The sequence below is a fragment of the Photobacterium swingsii genome, from assembly GCF_024346715.1.
GTDB classification, from domain to species: domain Bacteria; phylum Pseudomonadota; class Gammaproteobacteria; order Enterobacterales; family Vibrionaceae; genus Photobacterium; species Photobacterium swingsii.
On the sequence record NZ_AP024853.1, the window covers coordinates 1,662,952 to 1,683,664 of the forward strand.

The 20,713-nt window shown below is 42.6% G+C and carries 19 protein-coding genes; 14 read left to right on the plus strand and 5 right to left on the minus strand.

From position 1 onward, the window contains the following. Positions 1 to 170: 170 nt before the first annotated feature. The 4 genes from OCU77_RS24465 to OCU77_RS24480 form a co-directional block, all read right to left on the minus strand. Positions 171 to 1,127, minus strand: a complete 957-nt coding sequence (locus OCU77_RS24465; protein WP_053111834.1) for a nickel/cobalt transporter — start codon at positions 1,125 to 1,127, stop codon at positions 171 to 173. 15 nt (positions 1,128 to 1,142) lie between these two features. Continuing rightward, a complete protein-coding gene (locus OCU77_RS24470; RefSeq protein WP_084711806.1) occupies positions 1,143 to 1,832 on the minus strand; it encodes a DUF1007 family protein in 690 nt (229 codons plus the stop codon). Between the two features lie 160 nt (positions 1,833 to 1,992). Next, positions 1,993 to 2,781: a DUF4198 domain-containing protein gene (locus tag OCU77_RS24475; protein ID WP_048899345.1), complete on the minus strand. Its 789-nt coding sequence runs from the start codon at positions 2,779 to 2,781 to the stop codon at positions 1,993 to 1,995. A 59-nt stretch (positions 2,782 to 2,840) separates the two neighbouring features. Further along, positions 2,841 to 3,152, minus strand: coding sequence for a hypothetical protein (locus OCU77_RS24480; RefSeq protein WP_048899346.1), 312 nt, complete (start codon positions 3,150 to 3,152; stop codon positions 2,841 to 2,843). Positions 3,153 to 3,360: 208 nt separating this feature from the next. On the opposite strand from OCU77_RS24480, the gene OCU77_RS24485 reads away from it, so the two are divergent. The 3 genes from OCU77_RS24485 to OCU77_RS24495 are packed head-to-tail and all read left to right on the plus strand — an operon-like array spanning position 3,361 to position 6,302. After that, on the plus strand, positions 3,361 to 3,609 hold the full coding sequence (locus OCU77_RS24485) for a FeoA family protein (protein WP_193391663.1): 249 nt from the start codon (positions 3,361 to 3,363) through the stop codon (positions 3,607 to 3,609). A 4-nt stretch (positions 3,610 to 3,613) separates the two neighbouring features. Then, entirely contained in the window at positions 3,614 to 6,109 is a 2,496-nt protein-coding gene (feoB, locus tag OCU77_RS24490; protein WP_107302933.1) for a ferrous iron transport protein B, read from the plus strand. Beyond that, positions 6,102 to 6,302 (plus strand): FeoB-associated Cys-rich membrane protein, encoded by a 201-nt coding sequence (locus OCU77_RS24495; protein ID WP_048899348.1) that lies wholly within the window; start codon positions 6,102 to 6,104, stop codon positions 6,300 to 6,302. Before feoB ends, OCU77_RS24495 begins: the two co-directional genes overlap by 8 nt. Before the next feature lie 119 nt (positions 6,303 to 6,421). On the opposite strand, the gene OCU77_RS24500 is transcribed toward OCU77_RS24495, so the two are convergent. Further along, positions 6,422 to 7,273 carry an alpha/beta hydrolase gene (locus OCU77_RS24500; protein ID WP_048899349.1) on the minus strand — a complete coding sequence of 284 codons (852 nt, stop codon included), beginning with the start codon at positions 7,271 to 7,273 and terminating at the stop codon, positions 6,422 to 6,424. A gap of 1,130 nt (positions 7,274 to 8,403) precedes the next feature. Here OCU77_RS24500 and tpx point away from each other — a divergent pair. The 11 genes from tpx to cutC all read left to right on the plus strand — a co-directional run bounded on the left by tpx (position 8,404) and on the right by cutC (position 20,705). After that, the gene (gene tpx, locus OCU77_RS24505; RefSeq protein ID WP_048899350.1) at positions 8,404 to 8,904 is read left to right on the plus strand and encodes a thiol peroxidase; all 501 of its coding nucleotides are present in this window, start codon (positions 8,404 to 8,406) and stop codon (positions 8,902 to 8,904) included. A 736-nt stretch (positions 8,905 to 9,640) separates the two neighbouring features. After that, positions 9,641 to 10,255 carry a peroxiredoxin gene (locus tag OCU77_RS24510; protein WP_048899352.1) on the plus strand — a complete coding sequence of 205 codons (615 nt, stop codon included), beginning with the start codon at positions 9,641 to 9,643 and terminating at the stop codon, positions 10,253 to 10,255. Between the two features lie 845 nt (positions 10,256 to 11,100). Beyond that, the gene (locus OCU77_RS24515; RefSeq protein ID WP_048899354.1) at positions 11,101 to 11,901 is read left to right on the plus strand and encodes a winged helix-turn-helix domain-containing protein; all 801 of its coding nucleotides are present in this window, start codon (positions 11,101 to 11,103) and stop codon (positions 11,899 to 11,901) included. 2 nt (positions 11,902 to 11,903) lie between these two features. Beyond that, the gene (locus OCU77_RS24520; protein ID WP_048899355.1) at positions 11,904 to 12,410 is read left to right on the plus strand and encodes a FidL-like protein; all 507 of its coding nucleotides are present in this window, start codon (positions 11,904 to 11,906) and stop codon (positions 12,408 to 12,410) included. A gap of 747 nt (positions 12,411 to 13,157) precedes the next feature. Beyond that, a complete protein-coding gene (locus OCU77_RS24525) occupies positions 13,158 to 13,436 on the plus strand; it encodes a BMC domain-containing protein (protein ID WP_048899356.1) in 279 nt (92 codons plus the stop codon). Between the two features lie 20 nt (positions 13,437 to 13,456). Continuing rightward, the gene (locus tag OCU77_RS24530; protein WP_048899357.1) at positions 13,457 to 13,741 is read left to right on the plus strand and encodes a BMC domain-containing protein; all 285 of its coding nucleotides are present in this window, start codon (positions 13,457 to 13,459) and stop codon (positions 13,739 to 13,741) included. 11 nt (positions 13,742 to 13,752) lie between these two features. Continuing rightward, positions 13,753 to 14,031 carry a BMC domain-containing protein gene (locus OCU77_RS24535; RefSeq protein WP_048899358.1) on the plus strand — a complete coding sequence of 93 codons (279 nt, stop codon included), beginning with the start codon at positions 13,753 to 13,755 and terminating at the stop codon, positions 14,029 to 14,031. A 61-nt stretch (positions 14,032 to 14,092) separates the two neighbouring features. Continuing rightward, the gene (locus tag OCU77_RS24540) at positions 14,093 to 15,763 is read left to right on the plus strand and encodes an acetaldehyde dehydrogenase (acetylating) (protein ID WP_048899359.1); all 1,671 of its coding nucleotides are present in this window, start codon (positions 14,093 to 14,095) and stop codon (positions 15,761 to 15,763) included. Positions 15,764 to 15,786: 23 nt separating this feature from the next. Then, on the plus strand, positions 15,787 to 16,044 hold the full coding sequence (locus tag OCU77_RS24545) for a EutN/CcmL family microcompartment protein (RefSeq protein WP_048899360.1): 258 nt from the start codon (positions 15,787 to 15,789) through the stop codon (positions 16,042 to 16,044). Positions 16,045 to 16,057: 13 nt separating this feature from the next. After that, positions 16,058 to 17,200, plus strand: coding sequence for a 1-propanol dehydrogenase PduQ (locus tag OCU77_RS24550; protein WP_048899361.1), 1,143 nt, complete (start codon positions 16,058 to 16,060; stop codon positions 17,198 to 17,200). Positions 17,201 to 17,294: 94 nt separating this feature from the next. After that, positions 17,295 to 20,705 (plus strand): choline trimethylamine-lyase, encoded by a 3,411-nt coding sequence (cutC, locus tag OCU77_RS24555; RefSeq protein ID WP_048899362.1) that lies wholly within the window; start codon positions 17,295 to 17,297, stop codon positions 20,703 to 20,705. Positions 20,706 to 20,713: the final 8 nt, after the last annotated feature.

The window sequence follows — 20,713 nt, forward strand, 5'->3', positions numbered from 1 at the left end:
AACTGATTGTTCTTGCTGGTTAAAATCAATGATAACTGCGTTATAGATTTTGTAGATAGAACAACTAGCTATCCGCAATCTACGCCTTGTTTTCAGTGCTTTTTCCTGTGCAATCACCTGAACATTTACTTACTCAGATTGGTATTAATATTGGCTTACCCCGCTGAGAATTAGAAAACAGCCGACATGCCTGGCACTTGTGATTGAAGCATGACCATCCCTAAAATCACTAAGGCTGCACCACCAATAATTTGGATGATAGGACGAAAGTCAGTAAGGGCAGAATGGGTGTTTGGTGTGCTTTTAAGATAAAACTGAACCAGCTTTTTACCACTTATCGTCATCATGGCTAGAGTAGATGTGGTCAGTGCTGTTCCCAATGCCATCACAATCGCACTGATCACACCCAGCCAATACATGTCGACCATGTTGGCAAAAAGCAGCACCATGATGGCACCCGTACACGGGCGAATCCCTATGCTGGCAATAATACTGGCAAGCTCTTTTTTTGATGTTGCTTGATTCATGCTGGTGGCTGAAGCGTGATGGTGACAGCATGTCTGTGTGGCACAACCTGCTGCTTTTGGGCGTTTCTTAGACGTCTGCATTTGCCATAAAGTACGGAGACTCCGTGTGATGAGTCCAAGCCCTAATATAATCACGGCGTAGAAACTCCCAGTGACAAAAGTATCTGCATGAGCACTGATATCACGCATCGAGGTCTGATAGATAAAGCGCAAAATAGAAACAAGGCTGATAGCCACAATGGCTTGCATAAGTGCTGACAGTAGCGTGATCCACAAACTGGCCGCAACTTTCGTTGGGTGTGTTGCTACATAGGTCGAAACGATAACCTTGCCATGCCCCGGACCGAGAGAGTGTAGTATTCCGTATAACAGACTGAGGCTTATTAAACTGATACTTGCTGTTAAAGGTTCGGTTTTCGCATCAAACAATAATTCACTTAAGGTGTTATAGAGGCTACGTTGCCATTGCATGCCAGAAAGGATCAGCGAAGGCCATGCTTGCCATAAATAATAGCCAGTAAAACCACATAGGCTTAGTACGGTAAATAAGCCATAGATTGAAAAGAGCCAGTTAGCGACAGAAGAACGGGTTGATTGCATGTGACAAAACCTTGCTTAGACCTGTGGTTGACAAGCGATAGTGACCGTTTGTGTAAAAAGTTGACCTAATGCGTTATCAGGGTCAGCGTCAGCAGGCAGCGACATGGCATAACTCATTTGTTCTGCTGTTGGTGTTGGTTGCACTAGATTCACTTGGCAGTGCTTCTGAAGGGGGGCAGCTAGGCTGACATCAGTATTTGCTTTCCATGCAAGATCAACATAATAACTTGGCTCGAATACGCGTAATGCTAACGGTTCTTCGGGCAGTGGCTGAGGCTTCGCTAGCGGCAGTTCAAAACTTAATGTGATTTTCATTCGGTCTTGGCTGAGTGTTCCACCAGGCGAGACTTTATATTTGATGGGCTGATCATTTTGATAGAAATAGGTGAAGTAGTGTTCCTGCAACAGGTTTTCCATGACCGAATCAGCGATTGCTTGAAAAGTTTCAGCTCTATTTTCTGCTGAGGTATCTTCGCCATCAAGCATGTAAGCGGAAGTCATTGCATCAAATGTCCACTGCATTTTAAAGCCAGTGATATGGGTTTCTGTACCTAGAACCTGAGTATGGATATCGACCCAAGAGTGAGGGTGTGCGCTAGATACTGCGGGTGTAATACACGCAGCTGCAGTTAGAAGCACTGACAGTCGTCGACGAAGTTGTACGAGTAAAGGCGTGGATGTTGAAGGTAAATGCAGCTTGATCATGACACCGTAATCATTGAATGTAGTTTGATGTGGTATGTTACTTTATCACATTTATGTCAATGAAACGCTGAACGTAGAAAAGAAAAACGGAAGACAAGCTTCCGTTTATTCTGCATAAGATTTCTTGTTATCAATTTTTGTTTGATAACATTAACTTGGATTAAAGCTCTTTAGCTTGTACCCAAATAACAGCATCTTGAGAAAGCTCTTTGCCCTGATATTCAGTATCTGGACCTGTGCCTAGGCAAGCAAAGCCCCACGTGCCCGCTTTGGGTAGGCCAAACGTGAATACGCCGTTTTCATCAGTGAAGGCAACAATGGCTGATTGAGGTGCTTCGCGGTAGTTAGTTTTACCGAATGCATTTTTCTCTAGGTTAATGTCAGTGTTAACAAACTCAACCTCACACTCTGCACCCGCAACAGGTTTACCATTGCTAACTACTTTACCGCTGAAGGTACCGCCTGCAAACACTTGGTAAGGCTTGTTCAGTGGTAGAATTTCAGTTTTTAGGCCTAAAGGCTCTTCCCAACCAGTCGGCATTGCGCCTTTGTTGACGAAGCTTTTGGTGATCTGTTGGATGTAAACGTCTTCGTTTTTCTCGTAGTAAGGTGTTGGTACTACAGCAAAGATGTAGTCACCGTTACGCTGTACTTTGACATCAGCTTGGTAAGCTTTCGCTTTGTTTTCAGGACCTTGCCAGCTGATCTCTTTTAATTTCGCCATCAGGTCTGTGCGCTTATCCTTGAACTGCACAAAGAACTCCAGTGGCTTTTCCATATCCATGACATGACCATTTTCCATTGGATGCCCAAACACCAACTTCATATCTAGCGTTGCAGGTTTAGCCAGCTGCATTTCTGGTGTGTACGCCATTTGGAAATGCGCGTGACTTGCCGCTGAAAAAGAAAGTGCTGCGGTACTTAGAAGGGCTAGGGTCGTTTTTTTCATGATCGTATTATCCTTATAGGTTTTTCTGGCTTGGTCTTGTATCGAGAAATTATTCGCTGCTATTCGACAATGTTTTCGCTATCGATGGAAATGAGGTGGCCTGGACCCGCGTTAAATTCAACGTGGTAAGCTGACTTTGGTTTGTCGAATTCAAATTCACTATCTTCATTCATTTTACCTTTCACAACTAACTCACCACTGTCATTGATGACCTTTATCTCTACCCCAGTTGCTGACGAGCCATCGGAAAAACCGCCTTCACAAAGAACGGTTCCATCGCCTGAGTCATAGCATGAACATAGTGGCGTATGAGCAAGTGCAATTGTTGGGCTTAAAAGGGCTGCTATAAGTGCCAATTGTTGAAAACGCATAGGGTATTCCTTCAGGTTATTTTTGTTCCAGCCTTGTGCTGAATTGATGGCGGGACTTTAAATCAAGTCGCAGTTGAATTCTGCTTCATTTGACATAAAATTGATCGCGATCATCCTAATGATAACTATTGTTATTTGCAGTTGTATTTGTATTGTAAGGAACGTAAATTCAGCAGATTATGCCTTGAATCTCATATCGACGATTAAAATGAAACTTAGCCAATTACGCCCTCATCAACACGCAATCATTCTTCAACACCATGCAGAAGGTGCTATTCGACAGAGGTTGATGGATCTAGGGTTACATCCACAAACAGTAATTAAATTAGTCCGTTATGCGCCACTTGGTGATCCTATTCAAGTGAAAGTAGGAAGGACAAGTGTGAGTTTGCGTATAGCAGAAGCAAATATGGTCTCGGTAGAACTACTGCAAAATTGTGCTGAAAGTAAGGAGTAGCAGAATGACAGTTTTATTGGCAGGACAACAAAATGCAGGTAAATCTACGCTTTTCAATATGCTCACTGGTGCAAGACAGCATGTCGCTAACTACCCTGGAGTAACCGTTGATAAGAAGGTTGGTGTACTTAAGGTTTGTAATAAAACATACAGTCTTATTGACTTACCTGGTACTTATAGTCTGTCGAGTTTCTCCCTTGAAGAGCGGGTAACGAGACAGGCGTTGACTGACCTTAAACCAACTGCCGTACTGAATGTGCTTGACGCTGCAAATTTGTCCCGTGGGTTAAATTTAACCATGCAGTTAATTGAGCAATCTCAGCCATTAGTACTGGTTATAAATATGATGGATGTTGCTCAATCGGAAGGTATTAGCATTGATACTGACTTATTGGCGCAGCGCCTTGGTTTACCTGTTATTGAAACGATTGGGAAACAAGCACGTGGCAAGCAGTTAATTTCGGATGCGATCTCGACCGCGACGGTCACTCAGCTTCCGTACTCATTGCCTAAGCTCACTAATAGTCAGCAACACTTAGTCTCGCTACTAGAAGTAGATAAAGATAAATTTGGTCAACCTTTGGATTGGTTAGCTTTACGATTGCTAGAGCAAGATGCCGCTGTTGAAGCAGAAGTTAGATCTTCTTTGTCGACTGAGCTGTGGGATAAAATCGCGAACTTGCTGAATGAGAGTATTGATAGTTTAACCAAGTCGCTAACGATGTCGGTGAGTGATTATGTGATGACCCGTCGCAATGGTTTTATTCAGCAGTTATTGCACGACGTTGTGCATGAGGCCACGCCAGATAAAGAAACCCGAACAGAAAAAATTGATCGCTGGGTGTTGAATCGCTACATAGCGCCATGTGTTTTGCTTGCGACTGTCTTTCTTATTTATCAGCTGTCCATAGTCTATGGCTATGAACTGACCAATTATACTTGGCCTTATTTGGCCGCAGCCCGTGAATTTATTGCCGGCTTCTTACCTGCGGCAGGTTTTCTGCATGATCCTTATGTGCGCTCTATGGGATTATGGATTGTTGATTCGGCAAACACGCTATTAAACTATGTCCCTATTTTCTTGATCCTATTTGGCTTAATTGCTGCGTTAGAAGATTCTGGCTACATGGCTAGAATTGCCTTTATTGTTGATAAGATTTTGCATAAATTTGGGCTGCACGGGCAGAGCACATTGCCTCTTATCTTAAGTGGTGTCTTTGCGGGCGGTTGTGCGGTGCCTGGAATTATGGCAACGAAAGGTATCCCTGACCATCGAGCTCGACTCGCCACGATCCTGACAGTGCCATTTATGAATTGTTTGGCCAAAGTGCCACTGTATACGCTTTTAGTCAGTATTTTCTTTGTTGAGCATAAAGCCTTAATGATGTTCTACATCGCAACCATTACGATCATTGCAGCACTTTTGGTGGCGAAGTTGCTAACAAAAACGGTACTAAAAGGAACTGAAACGGCTCCCTTTGTGATGGAGCTGCCGCGTTACCATATGCCTACGCTCCGCAGTGTGCTTACACGTGCACTTGAACGTACTTGGGTTTATATCAAGAAGGTGGGGACGATAGTGATTGCCGTTTCTGTGGTGATTTTCTGTTTACTCCAATTTCCTGGTGTACCCGATAGCCAGCAGCAAGTGTTTGAGCAGCAGGCATCGAAATCCATTGACCGTTTTTACAGTAAGCTAAAAGGCAATCCATACCTTGATGATGTGCCTGTTGCTGAGCTGCCCGCGCTAGTGAACTATTACACGGATTTCAAGCGCGCTAAATTGAATGCCACTAATCCCGCCGCTTCTAAATCGGTCAACCTTGCTTTCTCAGCGCGTAATGAGCTGTTTTACCCTATGGTTGTGCCGCCAAAGGGGGATAAAGCGGCGAAGAAGGTCAGTCGAGAGTTGCGTAAGTTAGCATCTGCCCGTAAGAAAATTCGTCGACAAATGAAGGAAGTACGATTAGAAACTTCCTTGCTTGGTCAGTTGGGGCGTTCGATGGAGCCAGTTACACAGTTTGCTGGCTTTGATTGGAAAATTAATGTGGCTTTACTGTCTTCTTTTGCGGCACGTGAAAGTAGTGTGGCCACCTTAGGCGTACTATTCCAACAAGATGACGACAGTAACGACACGTTAGAAGCGCGAATGAGTTCAGAAACAAAAGGTAAAGGCAGTAGCGATTTGTCTGCAGTGGCCGTGATTTTGTTTTTTGCATTATATCCGCCTTGTCTCGCCACCATGATCATGATCCGCGTACAAACGGGACAATATCGTTGGATGCTATTAGCTATTTTTCTACCAACAGGGCTTGGTTTTCTTGTTGCTACCACGGCATATAGCTTAGGTAGCATGTTGATGTTATCTGGTATTGCAATGATGTCTTGGATCTATGGCGCGAGCCTCGTTGCTTTATTATTGGTTGCTTGCAGCGAAACATTAAAGCGGTGGGCGCAACACCTTTTTCCTTCGCATAAGCTAGGAGATATTAATGGATAACGCTAGTTCAGCACTTGTGAATGAAGCTAGTAATCATTGGCATGATCTTGCCTTGTTGGGCGTGGTTGTCGCCATTGCGATTTATTACTTGTATCGCAAGTTATGGAAGAAGAAAGGGGAGTGCGGCAGCTGTGCAAGTTGCGCTAGTGGTTGCCCTTCTAAAGGTAAAAAAGAAAATCCTCGTCAAAGTTAGCGATAGCTTTATACATAGCAAGATCCAGTAAGGTAATGTTATGCATAGCAGAGCGATATAAAGTAACCCTATATACAGCAACGACCGCTTTGAATAGCGGTCGTTTTTTTATCTGATTACTATGATTCTTCCGCTGTGATGTGTTGGCTTAGCCATTGTGCTACATCTTGGAGTATCTCTGCTTTTTCAGGCTCGTTAAACAGTTCATGGTATAAGCCATCGTATTGTTTGAGTGTTTTATCTTTACTTGAAACAGTATTAATCAAAAAACTCGCCCCTTGCGGATTGACCAAGCGATCTTGAGTGCCTTGCAATACAAGTAATGGCAGCTTGATAAGGTGTCCTTCCTGCGCGATTTTCTCCATTGCCCGTTGTATTTGTCGGCTTAATCCTGCAGTTACATTGCCTGAATGCACAAGAGGGTCTTGCAGGTAGCTATCGATCACCTTGTTATCACGACTCAACCCTTTGATATCCAGAGCGACAGCAGGCAGTTTGGGCGCTATTGCTGCAATATATTTCCCCAGCTTAATAAGAAGCGGTGATATTTGCGGTGGCGGCTGAATTGCTGGTGCAGAGAGGACCACGCCGTTAACCTTATTTTGATACTGAAGAAGGTAGGTGGCGGTAATTAGGCCGCCCATGCTGTGTCCGATAAGGTAAAGCGGGCTGTCAGGGTGCGCTTTATTTACCTGATCAACATAGCTATCAAGTGCATCGATATATTCGTCAAAGTTGTCGATAAACACTCTTTTACCGTCACTTCGCCCGTGACCAATATGATCAAGCCCGTACACAGCAATGTTGAGAGGGAGCAAAGTTTGAATCAGGTTCTGGTAACGACCGGAGTGTTCACCTAAGCCATGAACAATAATGACGATGGCATGTGGATGACTGCCTTTAGGTTGCCATGATTGCGTATAGATTTGCTTCCCCGAGGAACAGGTAAAAGAGGCTTCTTGATGAGTCATTTATCGAAATGTCTATGCTGTGCAATTGATGGCACCAGTATAAGGGGGCTTTTGTGTTGATTAAAGAAGAGTTCGTTTGGATGTGTAGCAGCATGAAAGAATGATCAGAGATATGTACGACATTAAGTAACGTACCACTGCTATAAACTGAAGGTTGGAAGTCAGGCAGGAATAAGCCTTTGCCTATAAAAGGCTAAGCGTTTATTGGAGGGGGAGAGTGAATGAGAGACATACCCACAAAAAATCATGTCGGTTAGGTTAAGTGAACTAGTTTCCCACTTTTAAGCAGCCTGAATCAGATTCAAGGTCGATGACAGTCATGATTGCGATAAACACAACAAATAAACCATAACCTAACCAAAACCAAGTAGTCATCATTTCATGAACCTATATTATAATTTAACCATTACTCCTGCTCTTACATGTGCCATCCATTGACAGTATCATTATAGGTTCAATGGCAAATCATTTCAATATGCATCCGGATTGTTATTCGTGTACGGTAAAATACGGCTAATTGTTTTATCGCCAACAATCATATACCTATTCTCCTTGCAGTATATACATACGCCAGTCTTGACTAAGCAATTTAACGTACGCCATAGCCTAAAAGCCACTTTGAGCAATATTTTAACATATTGTTCAAAGTGGCTAGTTGGGTAATAAAGGAAGATCAATATTGCCTTATTTCGCTTTGGTCTAATGGTTTTATCCATAAAAGTAAGGTGTAGTAGACCAATATAAAGGGCTTATGAGGCACAACAATATAAAAAATCAGAAAATAAATGGATGCTATATCATCATGTAAATATGCTGACGTTAATGCCAAGGAACTGGATTAGATTTGATTGGGTGTTCAATTAAAATTGAATCTGGATGGGTATAATAGGATGCTATTTATATAGAAATAGAGGCTAATTGATAAAAATATTACTAAATTCAAATTGAATATCAAATATTACTATAAATTTATAAATTGCGGGTTTGTGAAAAAACATTAAATAACGTGGTCTATTTGTTATGAGTAAATAAGAAATGTAAATGGTGGTCGGATTTGTCACTTTAACTATTGCAAGTACTATCGCTTCGAATTCAGAAGTTAGTCACTAAAACAATAAAGGAAATAATTCATGTCAATTACATTTCAAGGAAATCCGGTTTCAGTTTCAGGTACATTCCCTAAAGCAGGTGAAAAAGCACCTAGCTTTACGCTGTGTTCTGCAGAGTTAAATGATTTCAGCTTAGAAAGCTTAAGAGGGAAAAAAGTTGTTTTAAACATCTTCCCAAGTATCGATACTCCTGTATGTGCTAATAGTGTTCGTATCTTTAATGAAAAAGCAGTTAACTTAGAAAATGTTACTGTTTTATGTATTTCAGCAGATCTTCCTTTTGCCACTGGTCGTTTCTGTGGAGCTGAAGGCCTCGATAATGTTGAAACCGCATCATTCTTCCGTTCTTCTTCTTTCACAGAAGATTATGGTGTTAATTTGAATGATGGTGCATTAAAGGGATTAGCGACTCGCGCCGTTGTTGTTATAAATGAAGAAGGTACTGTTTTATACAGTGAATTAGTTTCTGAGATTACTGAAGAAGCTAACTACGATTTGGCTTTAGAGTCTCTAAAAGCATAACCTTATATAAGAAGGGCGCTTTGTTAAGCGCTCTTTTAATACATCTCATTTACCATTCTTTTATATTAATATCTAAATTTAAATAATATGGTTTTAATTCTAGCTTAACAAAGCAGTAATAAGTGTATTTTAGTGATTTTGATACTATCTTCCTTATTGTGAAAATAAAACTATAGAGTGTAGCTTATACTCATATTTGATTTAAATTGATGGGTAAGATGGCTTAATTCGGATTGAAACCTGTTTTATATATCATCTTTAACATTAATTAGTGGCATTAAAGATGTAGTTACAGCTCCCTCTTGAATTTAGTGAATAGCAGTAGTTATATTGAGTATGAAATCCATATTGGGAAAAATTGAAGAATATCAAGAGATTACTGGTTTAGAGTGCGATAATTTAGATAGGTTGAAGTTACACGTTAAATGCTTTCACATAAAAAGTAAGTATTTAAATGAACAAGATAAGCTTCTTATATCGAAAGATATTTGTCGAATGCTTAAGTCGGAGTTTATATTTTGTGAATTGACCACAAATTATGATGCTATCGATATTTTAACTGAAATTAAAAGTAAGTTAAGCCTAGTGTAACGACACATTAGATATATCTGGTGTGTATTAACCTTTCGTGTTTTATATATTTCATAGTACTCAACACTAACGTATATAAAATTCATTAATTTACAGTGAATTAAAATAGAAAGCTTAGCTTCTAAAAATAATAAGATTTATATTTATGAAAACAACAACAGTTTCTGCACTAATCGCCTGCCTTTTATCAACTACAACATTTGCAGCGAATCAATTTACAACCGTTTCTGAATCTGCACCTTTAGGTGTCGGGAATATTGTTACACTAGAAACATCGCCACTAAAGTTAATTGGGCAACCAGTTAAGGTGGGACAGGTGATGCCGAGTACGTTGCTAAAGAGAAGCGATCTTAGCGACTTTGATACCAGCGCACCGGCTCAGAATGTTCGTATTTATAGCATTATAGCTTCTGTTGATACCCCTGTTTGTGATGAACAACTGCATGAGTTAAATGATCACTTAGCATCGAATGATACAAAAGGTATCGACTTTTTAGCTGTAAGCGCTGATACCGTGTTTGCTCAGTCTCGCTTTGCAAAAGCGGCGAGTATTAGTGATAAGGTCACTTTTTTATCTGATGCTGTATCACATAACTTTGGTCAGAAAACAGGTACTCAAATTGATGGTATTGGCTTGTTAACACGCACCATTATTGTGGTTGATAAAAATAATGTAATTCGTCATGTCCAACGAGTTCCAGAGCTAACAACAACCCCTGATTTAGCTAAAGCTATTAACGTAGCAAAGCAATATATTTAATCAAGACTAACGTGGCCGTAATTCAGAATGAATGAGTTACGGCATCTTAATATACGCTTCATTTATTTGAGGTTTCTACTACTCAAGTAGACATACTAGCTGTAGTAAGTGCGATGTTAGTACACGATTAACCTGTTTAAGAATTTGTGAATAATGAAACAAAAACTAATTACTCGAATGATATATCTCATTATCCTTTTTACACTTTTTTCTGGCCTCGGTTGGTTAGCAATAATGGTTGATAATCACTTTGATGACACTGCTGCCGAAGCCATAGTTTTTGATAAGGGAGCGTTTTTTAAATGCCACGTCATTTGTTCACTGAGTGGCAATGACTACTTGTAACCTAATGCAAGTTTAACCTCAAGAGAGGTTTTATATTTCTTACCATCTACTCTTTTCTTCTAGATTTGATCCCTCTTTCTCGCCCTGCCAGACCCTTTGGCACTGGATAGGCATCATCCCATTTTACTAACGCCTTAATACCGATGTTTTCGTATCGTATGGTTTGATCTGTGTATGGCAATTTTACGCACGCATCGTTAACTTGGGTTACTTCTGTCACATATTTTCAAACAGTTTGTGTGTACTTTCTAAAAAGAAAATTTGTGAGATGTGATTTAGTTGACAGAATGATGAATTACACACTGGTACGACATGTATAAATTGATCTAAATCATACTGTTAAATCCGTAGGATATTAACATCATGCATGACTATAAAATGAATAGTTATTATCTATACAGGGAATGTTTGCTAATTGTAATCACGGTAAATACCTTGTTTTTTTGATAACAGAAGTAAGAAAACAGTTTGATTGTTTTAGATGGATTTTAATGTAAACGATGAAGTACAAAATTAATGGATTTCTTTATTATGATGCCACGGATGCAACATTAAGCATTGATGATAATGGTACTTCTGATACACACCTATCAATAACTGCAAATGCATTACTTTATTTTTTATTTCAGCACCCTGGTGTCATTACACGTGATGAAATAATGAAAAAGGTTTGGGATGATAATGGGTTAACATCATCAAACAGTAATCTCAACCAGTACTTAAGTTTGCTTCGTAAGTCTTTTAGAAATTATCAGATCGATAATGTCATTGTTACTATTCCACGCGGAAGACTAGAGATAAATAAAGAGTTAGTGGTTGAGGTGATAGACGGAAATGTATTGCATCCTTTATTTTCAGCCCAAGATGAAGAGGTGGTAGTTTCTTCTACCACGACATCATCTAAGCCCGAACTACCAGAGCAAACAGAGGAGCAAGAGCGCAACTGGATGATGGCTAGTGCAGTGTTGTTTACTGCGGCTTTAGTGCTGCTATGGACCGCGATTATCTCTGAGCGCTCTATAAATATTGTGCAGCTTAATCAAGTTTCTTCTGGTCTCTGTGAGCTATTTTCTACCGAAAAAATGATAAATACAGAGATGGGGAAAAGTTATCGAAATAGTTTTGATGCTGTCCGAGAGAAGCTCGGTTTAGAGTGTAATGAAGATCGGCGATTTATTTTTTATTATAGCGATAAGTTTAAAAATAAAGGATTAGGTCGAACATTTATGGCGCAATGCGCAAAGAATGAAAACAATCCTTACGCCTACTGTGATAACTACTTTTACTACTCTTGGAAATAAGCATGCATTCAAATAAAAGTGGCAAGATATTTTTCTTTTATGCGCTTATTCTCTTTTTACTTTGTACATTGCCTTTTTTGTCAAAAGTGATGCCTGAAAATAGTGGCGAGATGAAATGTACAGCCCGTGCCATCATGCACTTTGAAGACATGGAAACTGAAACTGTTAATGTAAACGTTTATTTTCATTTTGCCGTTGGTGGCAAAGGCTCTATGGTCGTGGAAGGCTATTCAGATTCAAAAGCGGGGTGGCTATACCTGCAGCGCTATGTGAAGTTTGAATACTACAGCCAGCGAGTGTCTGATTTAGAACGAATGTATAAAGTGAAAAGTTGGTCTTCCAGCAAATCATCGATCGATGAATCGCCAGATGTTGTTTTTGACTACTTTATGCGCGAGATGTCTGACAGTAACCACGCCTTGCAAATTCAAGTGCAGCAGTTAAATCATGACACCGTCTTACTGAGCTCGATAAATTCTCCACTATTTGTGTGCTCGATAACAGGCTAAGGCCTGTATTCTATTCGCAACCTTTATTCAGCCCATACGTTATCGTCGTATGGGCTTTCTTATTTCCTTCGTAAACCTGAGTGCCATTTTATTCCAAGTTAGCCCGTCGCACTGGTGGATTTATGCCTAGTCGACTAAGCGAGTTTCTTTCGGATTTCTTTGTATGACTACCGTTATGTACTGTGTGTCGCCGAGGGTATTTGAAGAACACTTTTTCTTACAAAGCATACTCCTAATGAATGCTGTCTTACTGTAAACCTCATCGCTTGGCTCGTATTGATATCTTTATGATAATGCGACTTGAGTGTTTTCCTTTCGATTTCCCGCCTCACAATTCTTGATTTCCCCTTAAGTATTTACTGCCTAATCAAGGCATAGCCTAGAGGCAGGATTCTGCTTAACTTCACACTTCTCGGTATTAATAACCCAGTAGATAAGAACCATTTTCAGTTGGATCTTTTGTACGACCTAAATAGCAAAAACAGTCATAAATTCTTTATAGAGTGTATTGTGAAAATATAAAAATCAGGATTAGTCCGTAAATTAACGTGTAAATACCTCTAAGTTGCAGACTAATAATCTAAATATCTCACCTTTGTGGCGTAATCTGCCATCTTAATGTCCTTGGGGATATAGTCATTTCGAGGTCGCTAATGGCTTGCTTTCTTTCGTTTTACCGCAGCAAGCCTCCTGTATTTAGCCGCCTTCCAATAACAATATTTAACCCCAGTAACGGAGGAATCAAACATGGGTGATGCTTTAGGTTTGATTGAAACAAAAGGTCTTGTGGCGTGTGTTGAAGCCGCTGATGCAATGTGTAAAGCCGCGAATGTAGAGCTGATTGGCTACGAAAACGTGGGTTCAGGTTTAGTAACCGCAATGGTGAAAGGTGATGTAGGTGCGGTAAAAGCAGCGGTTGATTCTGGTGTTGAATCGGCGCAGCGCGTGGGTGAAGTCGTGACATCGTTAGTGATTGCACGCCCTCATAACGATATCGACAAAATTGTGATTAAGCATAAAGCCTAAGGCTAACAAGGAGTTTGGTGATGAAAGATGCATTAGGACTTATCGAAACCAAAGGTTTAGTTGCATGTATAGAAGCAGCTGATGCGATGTGTAAAGCCGCAAATGTTGATCTGATCGGCTACGAAAACGTGGGTTCAGGTTTAGTGACTGCGATGGTTCGTGGTGACGTTGGTGCGGTAAAAGCAGCGGTTGATTCTGGCGTTGAGTCTGCACAGCGAATTGGTGAAGTCGTGACTTCGCTAGTGATTGCTCGTCCACATACTGATATTGAGAAAATTGTTTCTCAATACACCATGACTGAATAAAGGAAAATCCTATGAAAGACTCACTAGGTCTTATCGAAACAAAAGGGTTAGTTCCAGCAATTGAAGCTGCTGATGCTATGTGTAAAGCAGCAAACATTGAACTTATTGGCTACGAAAATGTGGGCTCAGGTTTAGTGACTGTAATGGTGAAAGGCGACGTAGGCGCTGTGAATGCAGCGGTTGAGTCTGGCATCGAAGCAGCTCAAAAAGTGGGCACTGTGGTATCACACCGTGTGATTGCTCGTCCACATAACGACATCGAAAAAATCGCCTCTCAACACCGAGCATGAGGATAGTCCTGCTGGCTAGGCAATGCCTCGCTAGCGGGAAGTAAGATGAAGGATTATGGTCATGATGTTAGATAAAGATTTGCAGTCCATTCAAGCCGCGCGTGAGTTGGTAAAGAATGCGAAACAAGCTCAGCGTCAATTTGCGAAGTTCACACAAGAACAAGTCGATAAAATTGTTGCTCATATTGCCGCTGAAGCAGCCCACCATGCTGAACCGTTAGCGAAGTCAGCGCATCAAGAAACGGGTTTTGGTCGTTGGCAAGATAAAGTACTGAAGAACCAGTTTGCTTCAACTCAGGTACACCAACATATCCGCGATATGAAAACCGTGGGCATTATTGCTGACGACTCAGCGAATAAGGTCATGGAAGTGGGTGTACCACTCGGTGTTATTACTGCGTTAGTACCGTCGACTAACCCGACCTCGACAATTTTCTACAAAACATTAATCGCGTTAAAAGCGGGTAATGCCATTATTTTCTCGCCACACCCGAATGCAAAAGTGTGTAGCCAACAAGCGATTGATGTCGTCAAGCGTGCTGCATTAGAAGCGGGTGCGCCAGCGGGTATTGTTGATGGTGTTACACAGCTAACCATGCAAGCAACGGAAGCCCTGATGAAGAGCAAAGATGTGTCTTTGATCTTAGCGACAGGTGGTGAAGGTATGGTGCGTGCAGCGTATGCCTCAGGTACCCCAACCATCAGTGGTGGCCCAGGTAATGGTCCTGCATTTATTGAGCGTAGCGCGAATATTCCGCAAGCGGTGAAAGACATTATCACCAGTAAAACATTCGATAATGGCGTTATTTGTGCGTCTGAACAATCGATTATTGCTGAGCGCTGTATCTACGATCAGGTGCACTTAGAGCTTGTTCGTCAAGGTGCTTACCTGATGAATGAACAAGAGTCCGATCAGCTCGCTGCTATTTTATTGCGTCCAAACGGCATGATTAACCCTGAGCTAGTCGGTCAGTGCGCGCTTACATTAGCAGAGAAAGCCGGCTTTACCGTACCTGTGACAACAAGTGTTTTGGTGTCGCCACAAACGACAGTATCGCCACAGAACCCATATTCTCGCGAAAAGCTTTGCCCTGTATTAGGCCTGTATGTTGAAGATGATTGGCATGCCGCTTGTGATCGCGTAATGGCATTGCTAACCAATGAAGGCATGGGTCACACCCTGGTTATTCATACGCAAAATCCAGAGATTGTTCGTGAGTTTGCGCTAGAAAAACCTGTATTCAGGATGCTAGTGAATACGCCTGCAGCCCTTGGTGGCATAGGTGCAACAACCAATATTACCCCTGCGTTAACGCTAGGTTGTGGTGCACTTGGTGGTGGCTCTAGCTCTGACAACGTTGGCCCGATGAACTTACTGAATGTCAGAAAAGTCGGCTATGGCGTGCGTTCTATCGAAGAGCTTCGTCAACCTACCACCGTAGCTGTTTCAGCCCCTACTTGTGAGCCAGCGTACAGCTCGCATGTTGAACCCGTTGCACCAGTGGCTGCGACTGTCGCTCCGACAGCTAAGCCTGTCAGCATTTTTGAAGATACACGCTTCACAGGTTCTGCTGTTGCGCCAACAGTAACTACGCCTGCTGCTTCGAGCGCGATTACCTCACATCAAGGTGATGATCGTTTTACAGCTGCGGTTAGCCCAGCCAATGACGAAATCAATGAAGCGCAAGTTGAGCGCATCATTAAACAAGTCATGGGTCGTCTTGCGCCATAACACTGACATGAGGTGGTAAGAATATGATTCTTGCAACAGTTACCGGGCACGTTGTCGCGACCCAAAAAAGTGATGAATTACGTGGTTCTAATCTACTGCTTGTGACAGCCCTTGGTGATGACTTAGAGCCCATTAAAGATCGTACTTATGTCGCGGTTGATAGTGTGGGCGCCGGCATGCATGACCAAGTGTTAGTGGAAGAGTATTTCGCGCTCCATAAGCATGATTACAAGGCAATGTCGATAGTCGCCATCGTTGAAAAGATCCACCAAGGTCGATAGGAAAGGCAGAAACATGAATGATTTTCAGATCAAACCCGCGATTCAATTTGGTGCCAATGCACTTAATAAATTGAGTACCGTACCTGGCCAACGCGCTTTGATCATTACTGATCACGCCATGGTTAAGTTTGGTATCGCAGACATGGTGAGCCAGCATTTGCAGGCGAACCAGATGGTGGTTGAGCTGTTCGCTAATGTAACACCAGATCCTGATTTGTCAGTAATAGCTAATGGCATGAAAGCCTTTGTTGCAGCGAAGCCTGACGTGGTAGTTGCTGTCGGTGGTGGCTCTGTTATCGATGCGGCGAAAGGGGTGATTTATACCTTATCGCAAGGTGGTCAGTTAGTGCACAAACCGTACTTTATTGCGATTCCAACAACTAGCGGTACAGGCTCTGAAGTGACAGCTTTCTCAGTGATTAAATCAAACACTGAAAAGTGGGTTGTGGTTGATGAATACATGCTGCCTGATCTGGCGATTCTTGACCCTGCGCTCGTGAAATCGGTACCTGCTGCAATTACGGCTGACACAGGGATGGATGTGCTGTGTCATGCGCTAGAAGCGTATGTGTCAAATCAGGCTTCTGACTTTAGTGACGCTTTAGCAGAGAAGGCCGTGCAGCTTGTTTTTTCTCATTTGCTGGATTGTTACCAACAAGGTAGTGACCTGCTCGCGCGTGAAAAAATGCATAACGCCTCGTGTATCGCTGGCATGGCATTTACGAATGCGTCGTTGGGGATAACCCACAGTTTAGCCCATGCGCTAGGTGGAAAATTTGGTGTGCCACATGGCCGTGCGAATGCCTTACTGATGAGTCGCGTTGTTGCGTTTAATGCTGATTTCACCGGGGGGTGTAATACCGATGCCGCGAAGAAATACACACGACTAGCCGCTTTACTGGGCTTGCCTGCAGCAGATTGCCGTGAAGGTGTCCATAGCCTGTTGGTTGCGATAGATGTACTGCGTGAACAACTTGGTTTAGCGGCCAATATTCAGGACTGCGGTATCGCTGAGTGTGACTTTAACGCAGCCATGGCAGCCATGGTAACGCTGGCGGCACAAGACAACTGTACCCCAACCAGTCCGCGCTCTGCGAGTGCAATAGAACTGGAAACCTTGTATCGCCAAAGCTTTGTATCGGCATCGCTAACGTAATTGCAGTGATGTAAACGCTGTTACTTATTTATCCAATATTCGAGTGGCCAGTGTTGCTGGCCACAATGAAACAAAATAGTAGGAGAGGCTAACAATGGCCAACTATTCTCTAACGCCACGCGTAAAAATGCTGGCAGAAAAGTTACTTGCAAAAAACAGCTCTATTAATTCAGAGCGCGCAACAATTTTGGCGTCTATTGGCGAAGATATTGCTGGTATGCCACCGCTAGTAAAAAAAGCACAACATTTCAGCCAACTAATGTCAGATCTGCCGCTATATATTGGTCAAGATGAGCTCATTATCGGTAGCCAATCATCAGCACTGCGTGGCGCGATTTTCCATACAGAAGAAGAACTAAACAGCCCATCAGTCTTTGGTTTTTTAAATAGCGACTCGACCCAAACACCAGATTACATGACTGTGATCAGCACTGGTCTAAAAGTGCTAGAACAGCACATGGAATCGCGTCTTAAAAATATTGGTAGCGCGATTAGCCGTAATGGTATGGACGAAGTTAACCAAGGCAAAGCCATGCTGCTTGCTTGTAAAGGCGCTGAAACCCTAACGCAACGTTTAGCGGCAGAATTAGAAGCCAAAGCTAGCGCTGAAAGCCATCCATACCGCAAGGCTGAACTACAAGAAGCGGCAGCGACATTGCGCCATATTCTTGGTCAACCTGCTCGCACATTTAAAGAAGCATGTCAGGCGTTCTACTTAATTCAACTGATGATGCATCTTGATAACGGCGGTTACGCTGTGGGTCATATCGGTTTTGATAAAGCGCTGTACGGTTACTACCAACGTGATATCAATGCAGGCGTGATCACAGCAGAGCAAGCTTACGAAATCGTCGAGTCTCTATGGCTGAAATTGGTTGAGTTGTCTGAAGTGCGTGCCGATGTTGCAACAGCAGGCTACCCAATGTTTGACTGGTTAGTGCAAGGCGGCCAGATGACGGATGGTCAACTGGTACAAAACGAACTGTCTGCAATGCTTTTGGCTGCACGCAATAACCTAGCAAGCTTGAACAATGCACTACAAATGCGCTTATACCAAGGTGGCGCTGTTGCTACTACTACTGAAACATCGTGCTTTGCCGCTGCAGCTGAGTGTGATGTGAAAGAAATGGAAGGCCTAACGCCACGTATGCAACGTCTACGTAGCAACTACCTAAAAGCCCGTCCAAGTGTTTCAATTTATCGTGCTCAAGCATTCACAGAAGTTACCAAAAAGCATCAAGGTTTACCGCTGATTTTATTACGTGCGAAAGCCTTCCGCTATGCCTGTGAAACGGCACCGTTACTGATTCAAGATGATGAGCTAATTGTTGGTCATCCATGTGGTAAGCCTCGTGCTGGTGCATTCTCACCAGATATCGCGTGGCGTTGGGTGCGCGACGAGCTTGATACCATGAGCACGCGTGCACAAGACCCGTTTGAAATCTCAGAAGAAGACAAGCGCATTATTCGTGAAGAGATCGTTCCTTTCTGGGAAGGTCGCTCACTGGATGAAATTTGTGAAGCGCAATACCGCGAAGCCGGCCTATGGGACTTCAGTGGTGAAACTTTTGTCAGTGATTTGTCTTACCACCAAATTAACGGTGGCGGTGATACCTGTCCGGGTTACGACATCCTGCTATTTACTAAAGGTATGAACGGTATTAAAGCGGATGCTGAAGATAAACTGGCATCGCTAAGCATGGAAAACCCAGACGATATCGATAAGATCTACTTCTATAAAGCATCGATTGAAACTTGCGAAGGTGTTATTGCTTATTCGCACCGTATCGCGGCGCATGCATTGGAATTAGCAGAGAAAGAAACGAATCCGCAACGTCGTGCAGAGCTATTAACGATTGCACAAACAAACGAAAATGTACCGGCTAATCCACCTAAAACACTGCAAGAAGCGCTACAAAGCATCTGGACTATTGAGTCGTTATTTGAAGTGGAAGAAAACCAAACCGGTCTTTCACTAGGACGCTTAGACCAGTACTGCTACCCAATGTACCGTGCTGACATTGATTCTGGTCGTTTAACTGAAGAACAAGCGCTAGAAATGATGCAAGCGTTCATTATCAAGTGTGCGGAACTGATGTGGATGTCGAGCGAACTTGGTGCGAAATACTTCGCGGGTTACCAGCCGTTTATCAACCTAACTGTGGGTGGCCAGAAGCGCCAAGGTGGCGATGCAACCAATGATCTAACGCTCATGATTATGGATGCCGTTCGCTACGTTAAAGTGTACCAACCATCGCTAGCGTGTCGTATTCATAACCAATCGCCACAGCATTACCTAGAAAAAATTGTTGATGTAGTGAAAGCCGGTATGGGTTTCCCTGCGTGTCACTTTGATGATTCGCACATCAAGATGATGCTACGCAAAGGCTACGACTTTGAAGATGCACGTGACTACTGCCTAATGGGGTGTGTGGAACCTCAAAAATCAGGCCGTATTTACCAATGGACCTCAACAGGTTACACCCAATGGCCGATTGCGATTGAATTCGTATTAAACCGCGGTCGTATGGTGTTGTTTGATAGCTACCAAGGTCTTGATACTGGTGAATTAAACCAAATTCACTCATTCGAACAATTCGAGCGAGCAGTGAAAGTGCAAATTGCTCACATCATTAAATTGTCAGCAATTGGTACCGTGATTAGTCAGCGTGTTCACCGTGATGTAGCACCTAAACCATTGATGTCATTAATGGTTGAAGGCTGTATGGAGCAAGGTAAAGATGTTGCTGCAGGTGGTGCTGTTATTAACCACGGCCCTGGTTTGATTTTCTCTGGCTTAGCCACCTATGTCGATTCAATGGCTGCTATTCGCAAGTTGGTCTTTGAAGATAAGAAATACACTTTAGAGCAAATGCGCGATGCGATGCTGGCTAACTTTGAAGGCTTTGAAGAACTTCGCCGCGACTGCTTGAACGCACCAAAATTTGGTAACGATGATAACTACGCCGATGAGTTTGCTTTGGATATTACTGAGTGGACAGAGCGCGAATGTCGCGACTACCAAATGCTGTACTCAACAATGAGCCACGGCACCTTATCTATCTCTAACAACACCCCAATTGGTGAACTAACCAATGCGACGCCAAATGGCCGTTTAGCATGGATGCCACTATCAGATGGTATTAGTCCGACGCAGGGCGCTGATAAGCATGGTCCAACCGCCATCATTAAATCAGTGAGCAAAATGAACGTTGAAACCATGAATATAGGTATGGTGCACAACTTCAAATTCCTGAAAGGCTTGCTTGATACCCCTGAAGGGAAAAACGGCTTGATCACCTTGCTACGTACTGCATCAATCTTGGGTAATGGCCAAATGCAGTTTAGCTATGTTGATAACGAAGTCTTGAAGAAAGCCCAGCTTGAACCTGAAAAATACCGTGATTTGATTGTTCGCGTGGCGGGCTACAGTGCTTACTTCGTTGAACTTTGTAAGGAAGTTCAAGATGAAATCATTAGCCGTACGGTTTTAGAAAAATTCTAACCCAGCCA

Coding starts and splice junctions, on each gene's coding strand:
- OCU77_RS24550 (WP_048899361.1), top strand. CDS start 16,058: ATGAATGATTTTCAGATCAAACCCGCGATTCAATTTGGTGCCAATGCA.
- OCU77_RS24475 (WP_048899345.1), bottom strand. CDS start 2,781: ATGAAAAAAACGACCCTAGCCCTTCTAAGTACCGCAGCACTTTCTTTT.
- OCU77_RS24540 (WP_048899359.1), top strand. CDS start 14,093: ATGATGTTAGATAAAGATTTGCAGTCCATTCAAGCCGCGCGTGAGTTG.
- tpx (WP_048899350.1), top strand. CDS start 8,404: ATGTCAATTACATTTCAAGGAAATCCGGTTTCAGTTTCAGGTACATTC.
- OCU77_RS24520 (WP_048899355.1), top strand. CDS start 11,904: ATGCATTCAAATAAAAGTGGCAAGATATTTTTCTTTTATGCGCTTATT.
- OCU77_RS24530 (WP_048899357.1), top strand. CDS start 13,457: ATGAAAGATGCATTAGGACTTATCGAAACCAAAGGTTTAGTTGCATGT.
- OCU77_RS24535 (WP_048899358.1), top strand. CDS start 13,753: ATGAAAGACTCACTAGGTCTTATCGAAACAAAAGGGTTAGTTCCAGCA.
- OCU77_RS24495 (WP_048899348.1), top strand. CDS start 6,102: ATGGATAACGCTAGTTCAGCACTTGTGAATGAAGCTAGTAATCATTGG.
- OCU77_RS24480 (WP_048899346.1), bottom strand. CDS start 3,152: ATGCGTTTTCAACAATTGGCACTTATAGCAGCCCTTTTAAGCCCAACA.
- OCU77_RS24545 (WP_048899360.1), top strand. CDS start 15,787: ATGATTCTTGCAACAGTTACCGGGCACGTTGTCGCGACCCAAAAAAGT.
- OCU77_RS24500 (WP_048899349.1), bottom strand. CDS start 7,273: ATGACTCATCAAGAAGCCTCTTTTACCTGTTCCTCGGGGAAGCAAATC.
- OCU77_RS24470 (WP_084711806.1), bottom strand. CDS start 1,832: ATGATCAAGCTGCATTTACCTTCAACATCCACGCCTTTACTCGTACAA.
- OCU77_RS24525 (WP_048899356.1), top strand. CDS start 13,158: ATGGGTGATGCTTTAGGTTTGATTGAAACAAAAGGTCTTGTGGCGTGT.
- feoB (WP_107302933.1), top strand. CDS start 3,614: ATGACAGTTTTATTGGCAGGACAACAAAATGCAGGTAAATCTACGCTT.
- OCU77_RS24510 (WP_048899352.1), top strand. CDS start 9,641: ATGAAAACAACAACAGTTTCTGCACTAATCGCCTGCCTTTTATCAACT.
- OCU77_RS24515 (WP_048899354.1), top strand. CDS start 11,101: ATGAAGTACAAAATTAATGGATTTCTTTATTATGATGCCACGGATGCA.
- OCU77_RS24465 (WP_053111834.1), bottom strand. CDS start 1,127: ATGCAATCAACCCGTTCTTCTGTCGCTAACTGGCTCTTTTCAATCTAT.
- cutC (WP_048899362.1), top strand. CDS start 17,295: ATGGCCAACTATTCTCTAACGCCACGCGTAAAAATGCTGGCAGAAAAG.
- OCU77_RS24485 (WP_193391663.1), top strand. CDS start 3,361: ATGAAACTTAGCCAATTACGCCCTCATCAACACGCAATCATTCTTCAA.